The sequence below is a fragment of the Arthrobacter sp. D3-18 genome, from assembly GCF_054408525.1.
Map to the genome: position 1 here is coordinate 2,242,178 of NZ_CP096440.1, position 16,789 is coordinate 2,258,966.

Consider the following 16,789-nt stretch of genomic DNA (forward strand, 5'->3'; position numbering starts at 1 on the left):
ATGCCGGTATACATGAGGTCCCTTGAAACCGCCGTTCCGCAAACCATCCTTGTCCAGCAGCAAGCCCGTGACGTTTTCGCATCCCAACCCGGGCTTACGAGGCTGGGAACGCGCCTCGTGAGCACTTGTTTCGACTCAGCAGCCATAGATACCCGGTACACCGCTGTAGCTGAGCTCAGCCTTGATGCACATCCTGAGAATCCGCAGTTTTTCGATCCCGAAACCAACCGGGTCCTGAGTCCCAGCACGAAAGTCCGGAACGAGATCTTTGCAACTGAAGCCACCAAGCTGTTCGTGGAGGCCGGCAAAGCCGCAGTGGCTCAGGCGCCCGGGATCGACCTGGATGACATCACGCACGTCATCACCGTGTCCTGCACAGGATTCTTCAATCCCGGTCCGGACTACAAGGTGGTCAGGGCGTTGGGGCTCAACCCTGCCGTCCAGCGCTACCACCTTGGATTCATGGGGTGCTATGCAGCTTTCCCTGCGCTCAAGGCAGCCAAGCAGTTCTGCCTTGCCGACCCCACTGCGGTTGTCCTGGTGATTTGTGTTGAACTCTGCTCCTTGCATGTGCGGACCTCAAACGACCCGGACACGATCATGGGGTCCGCGATATTCGGCGACGGCGCGGCGGCCGCCGTCGTAAGTGCGCGGGAACTGCAGGGACCTGAGCCGGCCATCCGGCTGGACCACTTTGAGACGGTACTGACGCCTGTAGGCGAGGAAGCAATGGCCTGGAACATCGGCGACGAAGGATTTGAAATGGTCCTGGGCTCGTACGTGCCGCACATTATCGAGGAACACATCACGGGGGCCTTAGCGCCGTTACTCGCCAAGGAGCCTTCCGTGGCGGGCCTCCCCTACCGCGACATTACCCACTGGGCCATCCATCCCGGTGGCCGCAGCATCCTGGACAAGGTGGAGTCCAAGTTGGAACTTACCCAAGAGCAGTTGGTTCCGGCGCGGGAAACACTGAGGGAATATGGGAATATGAGCAGCGCTACTGTGCTGTTCGTCCTGAAGCACATGCTGGAGCAGCAGGTCAGCGAACGTGAGGAGCGCATCTGTTCCATGGCGTTCGGCCCCGGCCTGACAGTGGAGACGGGACTCTTTACGCTGGTCTCCCCTGCCCTGTGAGGCTTTGGGGGTCCCTCCAAGAGAGGGACCTGCACGCCCTCGAGGAGATGGACAAAGCTGACTGCGATCCCAAGCGCCTCAACAGGACTTACGCTCGTTTCCCCCTGGTGAACAGGCTGTTGTCGGGGTGGCACGGGACGTATCGTCGGAGACTCCGTCCGCTGTTGGCAACGAACGGTTCGGCGTCCGTGCTGGATATCGGAAGTGGCAGCGGTGACGTGGCACGAAGCCTCGCGCGGTGGGCCCGGCGGGATGGCTACAGGCTCACCGTGACAGCGATTGACCCCGACGAGAGAGCCTTCGCCTTTGCCTCCAAAGCGCCTCGCGTGGAGGGTGTCAGCTATCGTAAGGCGCACAGTTCCGAGTTGGTTGCTGAAGGCCGGAAGTTCGACGTCGTTATCTCCAACCACATCATTCACCACCTCGATCCGGGGCAGCTTGCGGCGGTCCTCCACGATTCGGAGTCGCTGAGCCAGGGACTTTGCCTCCATAACGACCTCAATCGCAGCAACATCGCGTACCTTTTGTTCCTGGCGGGGTTTTGGCCGTTGGGCGTAGGCTCCTACATTTGCGGGGACGGTTTGACGTCCATCAGGCGCAGTTTCACCGCGGCGGAACTAAAAGCCGTTGTTCCGTCCTCATGGTCAGTGGAACGAAACGGGCCGTGGCACCATCTCCTTTTGCTTGATGCTGAGCACCGATTGGAGGGCCGTGCCTGACGTCGTGATCGTAGGTGCCGGCCCTGTGGGCCTGTTCATGGGGGTACTGTTGCTCCAGCGGGGGCATCAGGTCCGCATACTGGAGCGCCGGAGCAACAGGAGCAACAATTCGAGGGCCATCGGAATCCACCCCCCGGCGTTGGCGGAGCTGGCACGCGCGGGAGTTGCCGGCCCTTTGGTAACTGCCGGGGTCCACATCAAGCGAGGCGTGGCTTACAGCCGGCGACGACGGGTGGCCGAGCTCGCGTTCGACGGCGACGCAGCCTTTCCCTTCATCCTTGCCGTTCCGCAGATGATCACCGAGGAAGTCCTGGAGTTGGCGGTAAAGGAACTGGATGCCGATGCGGTTGTCCGGAGTGCCGACGTCCAGGAGATCGACGACGCCGGCGGTACCCTGCACGTCCGCGCAGACTCGCCCAACGGCAGCTTGGAGGTTGGAGCCCGTTTGGTGATGGCCGCCGACGGAGCGCATTCAACCATCCGTCGGCGCTACCTCCCGGGTGTGCCCTCCCGCAGCTATCCGGACTGCTACATCATGGGCGATTTCCCGGATAACACCGGGCATGGCTCCGACGCCGTCTTGTACTTGGAACCCGAAGGAATCGTAGAATCGTTTCCCCTGCCAAGAGGTGTCCGCAGATGGGTTGTCAGGCTGGGTGTGCCGCACAAGAATCCGACGCCGGCGGGGCTCGCTGAGCTGATCACGGCCAGGACGGGTGAGGTGCTGGAAATAACCGGAAACTCGATGCTGAGTGCTTTTGAAGTACGGTCGCGGCTGACACAGCGCATGGTTCACGGCAGGGTGGTGCTTCTTGGGGATGCCGCGCACGAAATCAGCCCGATAGGAGGACAGGGAATGAACCTTGGCTGGTTGGATGCTGCAGCCCTGGCCCCGATCGTGGATGCATCCCTGAGGGGCGCCAACGTAGGACGCGATGTGGCAAGTTTCGAGAAGTCGCGCAGGAAAGCGGCGCTTCGCGCTTCACGTCAGGCCGGGCTCAACATGGCACTGGGCAGACCGCTCCCGCCTCCCGCCATGGCAGTAAGGAACACGCTTTTCGCAAGCGCCCTGGCTGTTCCGGCAATTTCAGAACTTGTGGAGCGCCGCTTCACGATGCGCTAGTTGTACCAGGGCGCTGGATAGTTCAGGGCCTTGGTTATTCCGGCGTCGTGTAGTAGCAGTCGTACGTGTCCTGGCTGATGATCAGGCCGTCCCGCAACTCGAAGACCGCTGTGCTCCTGGCTCGGATGGTATCGCCGCTGTCCCAGTGGGGCAGGTCAAGAAGCAGCGTAGCTGACCAGTTCATCTCCAGCACCACCCGGTTGTCCTGGATCGTTGTGCGGACCACCTCAAAGCGCTGATCGGAGACGATGTCCTTACTGTGGTCGGCGCCAGCCAACGTTTCGGCCAGGTTCCGCGTGGAGCCCGTTTTGGACAGGGCGTGCGGCCACTCCGTGAGCTTGAAATCGTCGGCCAGGAAGGGCCGCAGCTCAGCAGCCCCGCCGCCGGCTTCAACCGTTCGAACAAACCCGAGTACACAATCCAAAGGGGTGGAATCGATCATTCGTCGAGCCTAGCCCACACTCGCGAGAGCCCTCATCGCGTTAGGCTCACTGTATGACGCACCAACCTCATCCTGAGGCCACGAGCCCTGCCACGGACTACAACCCTACCCGGATACGTGACGCTGTCCGTCGGCTGCTGGATGCAGAGGGGCTTCCGCCCATTGTGCAGGCCGGGCACCCCGTATTGCGCCAGCTGGCCGCCCCGTATGACGGCCAGATTGATGATGCCGAGTTGGCGGCTTTCATCGAGCGAATGAGGGACGTCATGCATGACGCTCCTGGCGTCGGACTGGCCGCCCCCCAGCTGGGCATCCCGTTGCAGCTGGCTGTCTTGGAGGACAAGTATGAGGTGGATCCGGAGTCTGCCGCGGTACGTCACAGGGAACAGCTGGAATTCTTCGCGATCATCAACCCCGAGTACCGTCCACTCGGTACTGAAACGGCCTCGTTTTATGAAGGGTGCCTTTCCGTCAGCGGGTATCAGGCCGTTGTGACACGTCACCGGAACGTGGAGCTGCGCTATACCAGTCCCGGAGGCGAACCCGTGGAAGAGTGGTTCTCGGGGTGGCAGGCCCGCATCGTGCAACACGAAACGGATCACCTCCACGGCATCCTGTATCTGGACCGGGCCGAACTTCGCTCCCTGTCCAGCAATGCTGAACACTCGGCCCGGTGGTTCGCGCCGGAGATTGACGAGGCTCGCCGGGCTCTTGGATTCCTCCGCTGACGCTGAATCCGGCCGGTATGGCTACGGCTGGTCTTCCAAGTGATTGGCATCCGTTGGAAGGTACTGAGCCCACCAACGAAGGATGTGATCAAAGCGCTGCCTCCGGTGATGTGGAGTCCCGGACCGTGACAGCTCGTGGTCTTCCCCGGGGAAGATCAGCAGGGAAGTGTTTACGCCTTGGGCCTTCAGGTGCGCGTAGTACCGCTGACCCTGTTCAATGGGGCACCGCAGATCGTTCTCGCTGTGAATCACCAGGGTAGGTGTATCGACACGCGAAACCACGGCCATGGGACTCTGAGCCGCCATCTGCTCCGGTGTTCCTCCGGTGTATTCTGCCCCGAAGAACCATCCGATGTCGGCTGAACCCGAAAAGCTGACCGGGTCCAGAAAGCCACGTTCCACTATCGCACCCTTGAACCTGTGATCGTGGGCGATGGTCCAGGCGGTGAGGTAGCCACCATAGGAGCCACCCATGATCCCCACCCGGTCTTCATCCAAGGCGTCAAACGAGTACAACACTGAGTCGAGGAAGGCAAGAACGTCCTGCATATCCAGCGTCCCCATGCGTTCCTTAATGGCGCGCCCATGGGCTTGGCCGTAACCGGAAGACCCTCGTGGATTGCACATGACAACTGCGTACCCCGCTGCGGCGTAAACCTGCGCTTCATCGAAGAATGCGCCGGTGTACTGGCCGAATGGGCCGCCATGGATGGTGAGCAGTACCGGATGTGGGCCTGGTCCATCAGGCAAGACGACCCAACCATGAATAGGGTATCCGTCGGTGGATTCGGCGTCGAAGTCCAGAGGTTCCGTTACACGTGAGTTGTTGCGCAAGCTGGCGGAGAAGTCCGTGAGGAGGCGGATCTCTCCCCGTTCCAGTGACGCGACATCTCCCGCCGTCGAGGAATCGGAGAAACTTACGGCAATTTCCCCGTTGGCAGCCATCGTCGCCCCGATAACTACCCGGGCGCCGTGGACCAGGGGCGTGATTCCGCCTTCCGCCGTGACGTCCAGCAGTTCGACACTTCCCAATGCTGTGTTCATCACCAGCACACTGGCTGGTCCACTGGGTTCCAGCGGACCGGACACGTCCAGATGTTCCACGTCAGTCAACGCCACCGCCTCTCCCCCTGCGACGGGCATGACGAACAGAACAGAATTCCGAGCCACAAAGTCCTTGCCGGTGTCCCCCAGGTCCTGCGCTACGTAGAACAGCCAACGGCCGTCCGTGGAGGCACGGACAGCAGTGACAGTCTGCAACTTCTTGTTGGAAGGTTCGACGACGGTCGGCTGGCCGCCGCCGGCGCCGATCCTATTGACGGAGGTGACCAGGTCATCGTCGTGTCCTTCATGGAGGGCGGCAACGAAGTACAGGTAGGAGCCGTCAGCTGAAAAGCACGGCGATTCGTGGTCCGAGTCGCCAAACGTGACCTGCTGTGCAGTAGGCACCCCCGTAACCGTCCGCGTGGGCTGTTCGTGGGCGGCCCTCCCTCGCGGAACAACTACCGGTTCGCCGCCCAGCTCCGGGACTTCAACCACAAATAGCTGCTGGCGCTGGTCGGCGGTATATCCGAGGCCATTCATCCTGTATTGGTTGGCGGTGATCAGCCGGGCATCTTCACCGCCGGATGTGACTCCATCAACGGTCCCGTACCGGCCTTGTTCCAGCACGCGGGCCTCGAACGCGATGCGATGTGAATCAGGCGCCCACACGAACCCTCCCACACCGGCCTGCTGATCCGTGATCCGTTGTGGCTCGCCGCCTGCGGCCTCCACGACGAATAATTGCGGCTTGCCGTCCGGGTCGTTCCTGAGGAACGCCAAAACCAGCCCATCGGGAGAGAACGCAGGGGAACTATCCCTGAAGCCGCGGGTGATGCGGCGCGGATACTTGGCGGTGTCCAGAGGAACGCTCCACAGCTGTCCAACGTAGCTATCAGCATCAAAGTCCGGCCTCACGACGGAAACCACCGCCTTGCTGCCATCGGGGTGGATTGCCGGGGCGGACACAGTGTTCAGCAGGTGCAATTGCTCGGGTTTCACCTTGGTGAGCCTAGCCCGGCGGTTCCGCACCCGGGACCAGACACTCCGTCCGCCGTAGGATTGAAGCCATGTTGTCCCACGCCGTTGCTGCCCTCCGCTGTCCTGTTTGCCAAGGGATGTTCCAGCTCAGGGAAGGCCAGCAACGGACTCTCGCTTGTGAGGCCGGGCACCTGTTCGACGCCGCTAAACAGGGCTACTTCAATCTGCTGACAGGCAAAGGCACGGTTTTCGAAGCCGATTCCGCAGACATGGTGGCAGCCCGGCACAGGTTCCTGGACGCCGGTCACTACTCCGGACTCTCCCAAGCTCTTGCCCAAGCAGCCGCCCGGTCACTTCAACGTCCCGAAGCGCTGGTTCTGGACGCCGGAACCGGCACCGGCCACTACCTGCACGCGGTCCTTCAGAAATCAGGGGCTACGGGAATCGGTGTGGACATTTCCAAGTTCGCCCTGAGGCGCGCCGCCCGGCTCAATCCGCAGGCCGCCAACCTTGTTTGGGACATTTGGCGTCCGCTGCCCATAGCGGACAACACCGCGGATGTAATCACGGTGGTCTTTGCTCCGCGAAACCCCGCAGAGTTTGCCCGCGTGCTGCGGCCAGAGGGTTCGTTGATCGTTGTGACACCCAGGCCAGGCCACCTTGCTGAGATTGCTGCCCGGACAGGAATGCTTGGGATTGAAGAGGGCAAGGAAGAGCGGTTGGCAGAATCCATGAAGGGCTTTTTTGGCTCTGGCACCAGCCAAAGCCTGGACCTTCCCTTGCTGCTGAGTGGCCAAGAGACAGCTGACCTGGCCTATATGGGTCCGGCGGGGCACCACCTGCAGCGTGGAGAGTTGGCGGAGCTGGCTGCATTGGAGGGCCCCGTATCCACTACAGCAAAGTTCCGGATCAGTGAATTCCCCCTCTCCTGACGTGGGACGGAACGTCGGGCTAGGATGGAGGAACAGAGACTGTGATCCCGCTCGCGGGATCCGGGACAGGGGGAAATGATGTTTGAATGGCTCGGCGAGAATTGGTGGGCCCTCTGGCTCACGGTCTTCCTCGCGTTCGCGGTGGTGGAGATGCTCACCCTCGACCTCTTCTTCATCATGCTGGGCGGCGGTGCCCTTGCCGGGCTGATCGCCGACTTCGCAGGGGCCGATTTCTGGCTCCAAATCGTAGTCTTCTCGGTGGTCTCCCTCCTGATGATTGTCTTTGTCCGTCCTGTTGCCATGAAGCACCTGCACAAGGGACCAGCCGAACAGCGCAGCAATATCGACCGGCTCATCGGTCAGCCCGCGCTCGTCATCGAAGCCGTGAGCGGAACCAGTGGACTGGTCAAGATCGGCGGGGACGTTTGGAGCGCCCGCAGCACGGCCGGTGTTCTCGACGCCGGTTCGACAGTTCAGGTCACCAGGATCGACGGCGCGACGGCGGTAGTGGCCTCGCCTGCCGAGAACAGCCCGCGCTAGGCGCGCCCTTGAATTTCAGCGGTTGCCGATCCGGGCAGCCTGCCCGGGTCCAGTCGCATCAAACCACGCAATTGGGGAATGAAGGAGATGTATGGACGGCTTAGGAGGAACAGCAGCGGCAATTGTGCTGATTGTTCTCGTCATTTTTGTCATCATCGTGTTGGTCCGTTCGGTGAGGATCATCCCGCAGGCACGTGCCGGCGTCGTTGAACGCCTCGGCAAGTACCAGCGGACACTCAACCCGGGACTAACCATCCTGATCCCGTTCGTCGACCGGCTGCTGCCCTTGCTCGACCTGCGTGAACAGGTGGTGTCGTTCCCGCCTCAGCCGGTCATCACCGAGGACAACCTGGTGGTCTCGATTGACACCGTTGTTTACTTCCAAGTTACCGATCCCAGGGCGGCAACCTACGAGATCGCCAACTACATCCAGGCCGTGGAGCAGTTGACCACAACCACGCTTCGTAACGTGGTGGGCGGGCTGAACCTCGAAGAAGCCCTTACCTCCCGCGACCAGATCAATGGCCAGCTGCGTGGTGTCTTGGACGAGGCTACGGGCCGCTGGGGAATCCGCGTGTCCCGCGTCGAGCTGAAGGCGATTGATCCGCCCCACTCCATTCAGGACTCGATGGAAAAGCAGATGCGTGCTGAACGGGATCGCCGGGCAGCCATCCTGACCGCTGAAGGCACCAAGCAGTCGCAGATTCTCACCGCCGAAGGCCAACGGCAGGCGGCCATCCTCGCGGCTGAAGGTGACGCGAAAGCGGCCATCCTCAGGGCAGATGGTGAAGCCCAAGCCATCCAGAAGGTCTTCGACGCCATTCACAAGGGCAACCCGGACCAGAAGCTCCTTGCGTACCAGTACTTGCAGACCCTTCCCAAGATCGCTGAAGGAAGCTCGAACAAGCTCTGGATCATCCCGAGTGAAGTCGGCGAGGCGCTCAAGGGTATCGGCGGCGCCCTTGGAGGCAATAACGGGGACTCCCCCGTCGGCCTCTTCGGAAACAGCGAACAGTCCAGGACTTCAGAGCCGGCAGCAGCAGCTCCGCAGCCGCGGCCAGCTGAATAGCCCACTGTTGCACGGCCACCGAGCGGTCAGCCACTCCGGCTGGCCGCTCGTTTGTTTGTGGCCCTTTTGAGTACTGGGCGATGGACCGCGTATAATGGGATATTTGTCCGGCTGGTTCAGCCTGGATGGAACATTAAAGCTTGGCCAGGCGTTGCAATTAGTGATGCAAGGTGTGCAGAAGTAGTCCGTAAGGATCGTGAAAACGGCTTACGGCTAGCGCGGAGTTCCTGCTCCGCGAACAGACAGAGGGAGTAATCATGAGCGATCGCAGCCTGCGGGGTATGCGTCTTGGCGCCCAAAGCATGGAAACAGAATCCGGCGTTGAACCGGCACCGCGCCAGCGGGTCGAGTACCGTTGCGAGGATGGCGAGCAGGTCTTCGTGACCTTCTCTTCCGAAGCCGAAATTCCCCCCGTATGGGTTTCCAAGACCGGCAAGGAAGCACTGCTGGTTGATGGTGAGCGACCTGTGGACGCCAACGAGAAAGCCGTCCGCACCCACTGGGACATGCTCCTGGAGCGCCGCAGCCTTCCCGAGCTGGAGCAGATCCTTGAGGATCGTCTGAACATCCTGCGTGAGCGCCGTGGAGAACGCCGCTCCGCATAGTCGGTTACTGATTTAAAAGATAAAGGCCGGGTCTGGTTCCTCTTGGGAACCGGACCCGGCCTTTCGGCTTTCAAGGGTGACGAACTACTTGGCCACTGCCGGTGACTTGCGGGTGAGTTTTTCCCAACGAGCTGCCAGTCCCCATTTGGTGACGTTGATCATGGCTTCCACCACGATGTTGCCGCTCATCTTCGATGCGCCGAGCTCACGTTCGACGAAAGTAATGGGGCGCTCCTCGATGCGGAGGCCAAGCTTTGCCACGCGCCACGCGAGGTCAACCTGGAAGCCGTAGCCAACGGACTCGACTTCGTCCAAGTTCAGCGCCTCCAGCGTGCTGCGGCGGAATGCCCGGTAGCCTCCGGTGACGTCCTTGATCTTGACGCCCAGCATGATGCGGGCGTAGGTGCTGCCGATGCGGGAGATTGCCTGGCGGTAGAGCGGCCAGTTAACTACACTGCCACCTGGAACCCACCGGGAGCCCATGGCGAGGTCGGCTCCCTCCTTGACGGCGTCGAGGAGAAGCGGCAGTTGCTCCGGCTTATGCGAACCGTCGGCGTCCATTTCAACCAGGACGTCGTAGCCCGCGGCCAGTCCCCACTTGAAGCCAGCGATGTAGGCGGCCCCAAGGCCTTCCTTGCCCTTGCGATGCAGGACATGCACCTGGCTGTCCTCTGCCGCGAAGCCATCGGCAAGCTTTCCCGTGCCGTCAGGGCTGTTGTCGTCGACCACCAAGACATCGGAGTCGGGCACTGCTGCGCGCAGCCGTCCCAATGTCACGGGGAGCGATTCCAGCTCGTTGTAGGTGGGAATGATCGTCAGGACACGCAAGAAGAGGCCTTTCCTTGATGGAGCGGTCAGTGTGCCGGAGCAGCCTGGCGGCTGGCGTTCTGGCGCAACTCTCCATTATAGGACGACTGCATGGATTCATTTGGCGGGTGTGGCCCCGGACACATGGTCCGGGTAGTGGCAGAACGTTGATGGGCAGGTCCACAAGCCCGGGACCAGTGGCGCTGAGCGACTACTATCGCTAACGAACTGTTTTCCGGGTCAGTGCGGACCTGCCCACTAGTCTGCCGCCACCATGAAAAAGTCCCGGCCACGACCGGACCACCACGCCACGGCCGCTGCCTCTGCCTCTGCGTTGATTGTCCGTTGAGCCTCAATGCTACGGACTCACCCTAAGCTGTCAATCAGCCAATGACCTGCGGCTTCGTGTATTGGCCCAGTTCAGGAGCCGCGCCGCAGCGGGAAATTCCTGCTTCACACCCTCAGCGATTCGTGGGCGAACAATTCGTGGCCCTCGCGCACTGTCTGAAGGCAACGGGGGTCGCTGCCGGTGTCCAAGGCAGGCAAAAGAGGGGTCCTCGCCCGAGGATCAGTGCTCCACGACTGTACGCGGCTATCAGCCACTTGGACCATCAATTCGTCCACTTCCCACACAGCGAAACTGGCAGGTGCACCGGGGACCAATTGGCCCATCAGCGGGTTCCGTTGTCTGGTAGCCCGCCACCCCGCACGTGTATGGCCCAAGAACGCTGCACGAGCCGAGATCCTTTGCCCCGGATTGCTGTGCTCCAGGCAGGCACGGACGCTGGACCACGGGCGGAGAGGGGTGACCGGGCTATCACTGCCGAAAGCGATAGGGACGCCGCTGGCATAGAAGGAAGCGAAGGGGTTCATCGTTTGGCTACGGCCACCCAACCGCTGTTCGTAGAGCCCACCTGGTTGACCCCACGCGGCATCGAAACCGGGCTGTACGCTGACCGACACTGAATACTTGGCCAGGCGGTCAATGGCGGACTGATCAGCCATCTCCACGTGTTCAAGCCGATGGCCCGCTGCCCGGATGCGCTGCTCCCCTACCTCTGCAGCCGCTGCGTCCAATGCGTCCAGCACTGACCCCAGCCCGCCGTCACCTATGACATGAAAGCCAGCCTGAACTCCGAGGAGGGACGTGGCAACAAGGTGTTTGGTGGCCTCGTCCACAGACAGGTACAAACTGCCGCGTTGGCCCGGTGCATCGGAATAGTCGTCCACGAGGGCCGCCGTGCGGGAGCCGATTGAACCGTCAATGTTCAGGTCACCGGCAAGCCCCAGGACCCGTGTACCCAGGCCGTCCAGAATCGACCGGGCGTGCGACTCCGAGGTTGCCAGCTCGCCCCAGTAGGGAAGCACCTCGGGCCGGCTCACGTCCTCGTTCCAGGACGTGGCCAGCCGCAGGTCTTCGGACCCGCAGATGTGAGGTGCAGACATCTCGGCCAAGGCTACATAGCCATGGGAAGCCGCTTCCTGCAGGGCCGCTTCCTGATAGCCGCGCCGTTCGTGCTCCGGGAACGTCCGGGCAGTCAGCCGGGCGGCCGTATGTGCCGCACGAACAACGCGGGCGGTGCCGGAGAAACCATCGACTCCGTCCAGCCCTGCGGCCGCGGCCAACGATGACGAAACCAGGGCGGAGTGGACGTCGATGCGTGACAGGTAGACAGCCCGCCCGGCAGACGCCCTTTCGATTTCCTCCAAGGTAGGGAGCGCGGGATCGTGCCACGTCGTTTCATCCCAACCGTGGCCCAGGACTGTACCTGTGCCGGTGGCGGAGGCAACGGCGTCGAGTAGTTCCGTGGCTGAACGCACCCCGGTGAGCTGGAGGCCGGACAGGGCAAGGCCAGTTTCCGTCAGGTGTGCATGGGAGTCCACGAAACCTGGTGCCAGGAGTGCTCCGCGGAGGTCGATGACCTCCATGGAGGAGTCAACAATTGAAGTAGCAGCCTGCTCCGAGCCGACCCAAGCCACGGTATCGCCGTCCACCACCAGCGCAGTGGCAAAAGGATCTGCGGCGGTATAGATCGAACCGTTGCGGTACATCGTGACCTTGCGGTCCTTCGCGGTGCGGTCTTGGCCGGCTGGTAGGCCTGGCTGATTCATGCGTTGTGCTCCTCGAGCGTTGAAAACAGTCAATGAGGGAAGGGCGGTGCTAAGCCACTGTGGAGTAGGCCACGACGCCGCGGCGAACCAAGTCGATGGATTCGCGGCAAATGCGGGCCAAGCGTGGGTCGAGTTGCGGGATCTTGGCCAGCTGGTCCAGGAGGTCCACCACTTGCTTGGCCCAGCGGACAAAGTCTCCGGCAGCGAGGTCGGTTCCGCTGAGCACGTCCTGAAGATGGCGTCCCTTGGCCCACTTGTACATGGGCCACATCAGTCCAAGTTCCGGTTCGCCGGTCAAAGGCAACCTGTTGCGTTCCTCTGTGTCCTCCAGCTGAGACCATTCGCGGATGACGATGTCTATGGCTGATTCCAAGGCAACGCTGGGCATCCTGGGCCGCAGGCCACGGTCTTCCCGTTTGGCTTGGTAAACCAGGGTGCTGGCAAGGGAGGCCAGTTCGGCGGCGTCGAGGTCGTTGATGGCGCCGCGCCGCATAGTCTGGGAAATGAGCAGGTCCTTTTCACCGTAGATCCGGCGAAGCCGCTGCCCGTCGGCGCTGATGGAGACCTGCCCGGCGTCGTCGGTTTCCAAGTAACCGTAGACTGACAGAACGTCGCAAACGCGGTCGAAGGTCTTGGCAATGGTGTTCGTCCTGCCTTGGATCTGCCTGACCAAACCATCGGTTTCCCTGCGCAACTTCCACCACCGCTCCGACCACCGTGCGTGGTCTTCGCGTTCGCTGCAGCCATGGCACGGATGAGCCCGCAGGGCTCGCCGAAGGTCCGCAATCTTCTTTTCCTGATCCGGCAGGCGCGCCCCGAGGCCAAAGTCTTCGTGCCTGCTGTTGCGACGGCTCTGCGGTGCGTCCTCACTGATTGCATGCCGCATCGACGAAGCGAGGTCCCGACGGGATTTGGGGACCTTGGCATTGAAGGACTTCGGAATACGGATACGCGTCACTGGTGACACCGGACCGTCGAGGTCGTGGACACCAATGCGTCGCAGCTGGTTGTCAGAGGTGAGAACGGACGGCCGTGGTTCCCGGGCGTTGCGGTCTACCTCGAGCACAACGGCATGTCCTGCCAGCCGGCCGCTGTAGATGCTGATGACGTCGCCGGGGATCAGGCGTGCAAGGGAATCCGCTACATGGGATTTTCGGGCCCGCTGGTGGTCGCGGGCGGCGAAATTCTCGGCGTCGCTGAGTTCGCGCCGGAGCTTTGCGTACTCGGTGAAGTCGCCCAGGTGGCACTGCATGGACTTGGCGTAGCCCGCCAGCGATTCTTCGCGCCCCCGCACCTGCCGGGCAAGGCCTACGACGGAACGGTCAGCTTGGAATTGGGCAAACGAGGATTCAAGGATTTCACGGGCGCGGACGCGTCCGAACTGGGCAATCAGGTTGATGCTCATGTTGTAAGTAGGCCGGAAACTGGAGTTCAGGGGGTAGGTGCGTCGGGAGGCAAGGCCGGCTACGGCCGCCGGGTCAGTTCCCGGCTGCCACAGCACAACGGCATGGCCTTCGACGTCGATGCCACGGCGTCCGGCGCGGCCGGTGAGTTGGGTGTACTCCCCCGCCGTAATGTTGACGTGCGCTTCACCGTTGAACTTTTCCAGCTTTTCAAGCACGACGCAGCGTGCGGGCATATTGACGCCAAGGGCCAGTGTTTCAGTGGCGAAGACTGCCTTGACCAGTCCGTCGGCAAAGAGCTTCTCCACTACTTCCTTGAACGTGGGAAGCATGCCTGCATGGTGGGCAGCAAAGCCCCTGATCAGACCGTCGCGCCAACCCCAGAATCCGAGGACGTCGAGGTCGTCGGCCGGAATCTCGTGGCTTGCTTCGTCCACGCGCTGGGCAATGATTTGCTGTTCACGTTCGGTGGTCAGCCAAAGTCCCGATGATGCACACTGCGCTACGGCAGCGTCACAACCTGCCCTGGAGAAAATAAAGGTGATAGCTGGCAGGAGATCCTGGCGCCTGAGACTCTCAATGACTTGGGGACGGCTGGCTTTCCGCACGGGACTGCGCTGCTCGGACTGCTGCCGCTCATCGCGGTAACGATCCTGACGACGCCGACTCCGACCACCATGGCCGAATCGGCCGTTCATGTTCATCCGGCTCTCGGAACGGGCCATGGCCAACAGGTCCGGATTGACCTCGAACTCAGGGCCGGTGACTGCCTGGCGGACTGCGTCCGCGGTCGAGCGTTTGGCTGAGGCGCGCCTGTGATCAGCGGTGACGGGCTCGGCTATCACCTCTTGGGCCTCGGAAAGGTCCGGTGCCTCGGTTTCCTGCATTCCTGGGGCCTGGGGCGCAATTTCGTCGAACGTTGTGTCGCCGGCAAAGAGGTCCACTATTTCCCGGCCCACCATGACGTGCTGCCAAAGCGGTACGGGACGGTGTTCGGAGACGATAACGTCAGTATCTCCCCTCACGGTATCCAGCCAGGCACCGAATTCTTCCGCGTTGGAAACCGTGGCACTCAGGGAGGCAACCTGCACTTCGCTGGGCAAGTGGATGATGACTTCTTCCCACACGGCACCACGGAAGCGGTCGGCCAGGTAATGAACCTCGTCCATCACCACAAACCCCAGATCGCCAAGGGTTTCGGAATCTGCGTAAAGCATGTTCCGAAGAACTTCGGTGGTCATGACCACCACGGGAGCTTCGCCGTTAATGGTGGTGTCACCTGTCAGCAAGCCAACGTTCGCTGACCCGTATTTTGCTGCCAACTCCGAGTACTTCTGGTTGCTCAAAGCCTTGATGGGCGTGGTGTAAAACGCCTTGAGTCCACGTTCCAAGGCCAGGTAGATCGCGAACTCACCAACGATCGTCTTACCAGCGCCGGTGGGGGCTGCTACCAGAACGCCGCGGCCTTCCTGGAGCGACCTGCACGCCTCACGTTGGAAGTCGTCCAGTTCAAAGTCCAGGGAACGTGCGAACGCGCCGAGATAAGTTTTTGACTCAGCCGCCCGCTGGGCTGCCGCCTGGTAACGGTCTGATGGAGATGAAGACCCGGAAATGGAGGACATGCATCAAGCCTAGTGGCCCATGGTCTAGAGATTCTCCAGATCCGTGGCCGGGGTTGCGATGTCGGCAGTGGCTTCAGTCTCAGCTGCCCGCTTGATGGCACGGCGCTCACGGCGGCGGTCGTTGAGGACGCAGACACCGATCGCCGCGAAGAACAGGAGCAGCATGGGTGCTGCGAGGTAGAACATGCTCATGGCGTCAGCGCCGGGAGCGGCCATCGCAGCGAACAGGCACACCAGGAAGATGGTGATCCGCCAACTCTTGATGAGCTGCTTGCCCTTAATGATTCCGGCCAGGTTCAATCCCACCAGCACCACGGGGACGAGGAAGGCGATGCCGAAGGCCAAGAGGAGCCGGAGCACAAAGGCCAGATAAATTTCGGCGCTGATGAAGTTTGAACCGCCCACCGGAGTGAAGTCGGTCAGGACGCGAACCGCGTTGGGCAACACCAGCCAGGCAAGCAGGACACCACCGATGAAGAGCGGTACGGCTGCTGCCACGAAGGACAATGCCAAGCGCCGTTCCTTCTTGTGGAGACCCGGCACGATGAAGGCCCACAGCTGGTAAATCCAGACCGGGCTTGACAGGATCACGCCAAGAAAAACCGATACTTGGACCATGAGGTCGAACGAACTGGCTACGCCGTCAAAGTTCAGCGTGGCAGCGCGTCCCTCTTTTTCGTTGAGGTCCTTGATCGGCTTGATCAGTGCTTCCAGGAGAGGCTGGTAGACGATGAAGCCCACCACTGTTCCCAGGATGACGCCGATTGCAGCCTTGAAGAGCCGGTTGCGCAGCTCCTTGAGGTGATCCAGGAGCGCCATCCGGGCTTCGGGGTTGGCCTTGCGCCCCTTCGTCTCTACCACTTCTCTTTAGACGCGGTTGGAGGGCGGTACGTCAGTCTCGCCGTTGTTCTTGGCCTTGACGTCCGGGTGGCCCACTACTTTGCCTTCCACGGCGTCTGAACCGTCCTGGGAGTCCTTGGCTTCGGAAGAACCATCCTTCTTCATTTCCCGGACCTCAGACTTGAAAATACGCATCGACTGCCCAATGCTGCGCGCCATGGACGGCAGCTTCGGCGCTGCAAAGAGCACCAGAGCCAGGACGATGATGATGATGAGATGCCAGCCTTCGAGCCTCATGTGGGGAGGTCCTTTCCTTTTGGATACATCCTACGTCTATCTGAATTCAATGTCGTGCAGGGATTGGGGTTGACCCCGCTCGGCTTTGCGCTTGATGCGTCGTTGACGACGAACTTCCTGACGGAAGGCCTTGGCCGTCAGGTAATCATGACGCATCTGTTCCGGGGAGGCAAAAATTGCGGACCCCGGCGCAAGCCGTGGTTCGGCGGTTTCAACGTCGGAGGTTTCCTGGGAAGGTGCAAGGTTGCTGAAACGTTTACCCGCGGCACCCAGATCATGAACAGTTGACATGAATTTCTTGTACAGGCGATAGCCCAGAGTCAGGTGAAAGAGCAACGAAAGGGCTATGAGCGCGATCCACAACAGGATCCAGAACCACCAAGGCATCTGA

General features: G+C 61.4%; 16 protein-coding genes. 8 read left to right on the top strand and 8 right to left on the bottom strand.

Features of this window, described 5'->3' with window-relative positions; translation table 11 throughout:
• Genes M1D89_RS12570 through M1D89_RS12580 form a run of 3 tightly spaced genes read left to right on the top strand, consistent with a single transcriptional unit; the run spans position 1 to position 2,979 of the window.
• Positions 1-1,137 carry a type III polyketide synthase gene (locus tag M1D89_RS12570; RefSeq protein ID WP_498650828.1) on the top strand — a complete coding sequence of 379 codons (1,137 nt, stop codon included), beginning with the start codon at positions 1-3 and terminating at the stop codon, positions 1,135-1,137.
• Positions 1,134-1,856 (top strand): class I SAM-dependent methyltransferase, encoded by a 723-nt coding sequence (locus M1D89_RS12575; protein WP_498650829.1) that lies wholly within the window; start codon positions 1,134-1,136, stop codon positions 1,854-1,856. Before M1D89_RS12570 ends, M1D89_RS12575 begins: the two co-directional genes overlap by 4 nt.
• Positions 1,849-2,979: an FAD-dependent oxidoreductase gene (locus M1D89_RS12580; RefSeq protein WP_498650830.1), complete on the top strand. Its 1,131-nt coding sequence runs from the start codon at positions 1,849-1,851 to the stop codon at positions 2,977-2,979. Before M1D89_RS12575 ends, M1D89_RS12580 begins: the two co-directional genes overlap by 8 nt.
• Before the next feature lie 34 nt (positions 2,980-3,013).
• Here the strand turns inward: M1D89_RS12580 and M1D89_RS12585 are convergent, their stop codons facing one another.
• The gene (locus tag M1D89_RS12585; RefSeq protein WP_498650831.1) at positions 3,014-3,421 is read right to left on the bottom strand and encodes a nuclear transport factor 2 family protein; all 408 of its coding nucleotides are present in this window, start codon (positions 3,419-3,421) and stop codon (positions 3,014-3,016) included.
• 53 nt (positions 3,422-3,474) lie between these two features.
• Here M1D89_RS12585 and M1D89_RS12590 point away from each other — a divergent pair, with 53 nt between their 5' ends.
• Entirely contained in the window at positions 3,475-4,149 is a 675-nt protein-coding gene (locus M1D89_RS12590; RefSeq protein WP_498650832.1) for a peptide deformylase, read from the top strand.
• 21 nt (positions 4,150-4,170) lie between these two features.
• On the opposite strand, the gene M1D89_RS12595 is transcribed toward M1D89_RS12590, so the two are convergent.
• Positions 4,171-6,192 (bottom strand): S9 family peptidase, encoded by a 2,022-nt coding sequence (locus tag M1D89_RS12595; protein ID WP_498650833.1) that lies wholly within the window; start codon positions 6,190-6,192, stop codon positions 4,171-4,173.
• 68 nt (positions 6,193-6,260) lie between these two features.
• On the opposite strand from M1D89_RS12595, the gene M1D89_RS12600 reads away from it, so the two are divergent.
• The 4 genes from M1D89_RS12600 (at position 6,261) to M1D89_RS12615 (ending at position 9,317) form a co-directional block, all read left to right on the top strand.
• Positions 6,261-7,103: a putative RNA methyltransferase gene (locus M1D89_RS12600; RefSeq protein WP_498650834.1), complete on the top strand. Its 843-nt coding sequence runs from the start codon at positions 6,261-6,263 to the stop codon at positions 7,101-7,103.
• A gap of 78 nt (positions 7,104-7,181) precedes the next feature.
• Positions 7,182-7,643, top strand: a complete 462-nt coding sequence (locus tag M1D89_RS12605; protein WP_498650951.1) for an NfeD family protein — start codon at positions 7,182-7,184, stop codon at positions 7,641-7,643.
• Positions 7,644-7,734: 91 nt separating this feature from the next.
• Positions 7,735-8,712: an SPFH domain-containing protein gene (locus M1D89_RS12610; protein WP_498650835.1), complete on the top strand. Its 978-nt coding sequence runs from the start codon at positions 7,735-7,737 to the stop codon at positions 8,710-8,712.
• A gap of 257 nt (positions 8,713-8,969) precedes the next feature.
• Positions 8,970-9,317: an RNA polymerase-binding protein RbpA gene (locus M1D89_RS12615; RefSeq protein ID WP_011774875.1), complete on the top strand. Its 348-nt coding sequence runs from the start codon at positions 8,970-8,972 to the stop codon at positions 9,315-9,317.
• Positions 9,318-9,401: 84 nt separating this feature from the next.
• On the opposite strand, the gene M1D89_RS12620 is transcribed toward M1D89_RS12615, so the two are convergent.
• From M1D89_RS12620 to M1D89_RS12645, 6 genes are all read right to left on the bottom strand, one after another.
• Positions 9,402-10,145 (bottom strand): polyprenol monophosphomannose synthase, encoded by a 744-nt coding sequence (locus M1D89_RS12620; protein WP_091470758.1) that lies wholly within the window; start codon positions 10,143-10,145, stop codon positions 9,402-9,404.
• A gap of 432 nt (positions 10,146-10,577) precedes the next feature.
• Positions 10,578-12,236 (bottom strand): amidohydrolase, encoded by a 1,659-nt coding sequence (locus M1D89_RS12625; protein WP_498650836.1) that lies wholly within the window; start codon positions 12,234-12,236, stop codon positions 10,578-10,580.
• Positions 12,237-12,285: 49 nt separating this feature from the next.
• Positions 12,286-15,261 (bottom strand): DEAD/DEAH box helicase, encoded by a 2,976-nt coding sequence (locus M1D89_RS12630; RefSeq protein ID WP_498650837.1) that lies wholly within the window; start codon positions 15,259-15,261, stop codon positions 12,286-12,288.
• 24 nt (positions 15,262-15,285) lie between these two features.
• Positions 15,286-16,122: a twin-arginine translocase subunit TatC gene (gene tatC / locus M1D89_RS12635; RefSeq protein WP_498650838.1), complete on the bottom strand. Its 837-nt coding sequence runs from the start codon at positions 16,120-16,122 to the stop codon at positions 15,286-15,288.
• A 6-nt stretch (positions 16,123-16,128) separates the two neighbouring features.
• Positions 16,129-16,398 (bottom strand): Sec-independent protein translocase subunit TatA, encoded by a 270-nt coding sequence (gene tatA / locus M1D89_RS12640; protein ID WP_498650839.1) that lies wholly within the window; start codon positions 16,396-16,398, stop codon positions 16,129-16,131.
• A gap of 36 nt (positions 16,399-16,434) precedes the next feature.
• On the bottom strand, positions 16,435-16,785 hold the full coding sequence (locus M1D89_RS12645; protein ID WP_498650840.1) for a hypothetical protein: 351 nt from the start codon (positions 16,783-16,785) through the stop codon (positions 16,435-16,437).
• Positions 16,786-16,789 lie beyond the last annotated feature (4 nt).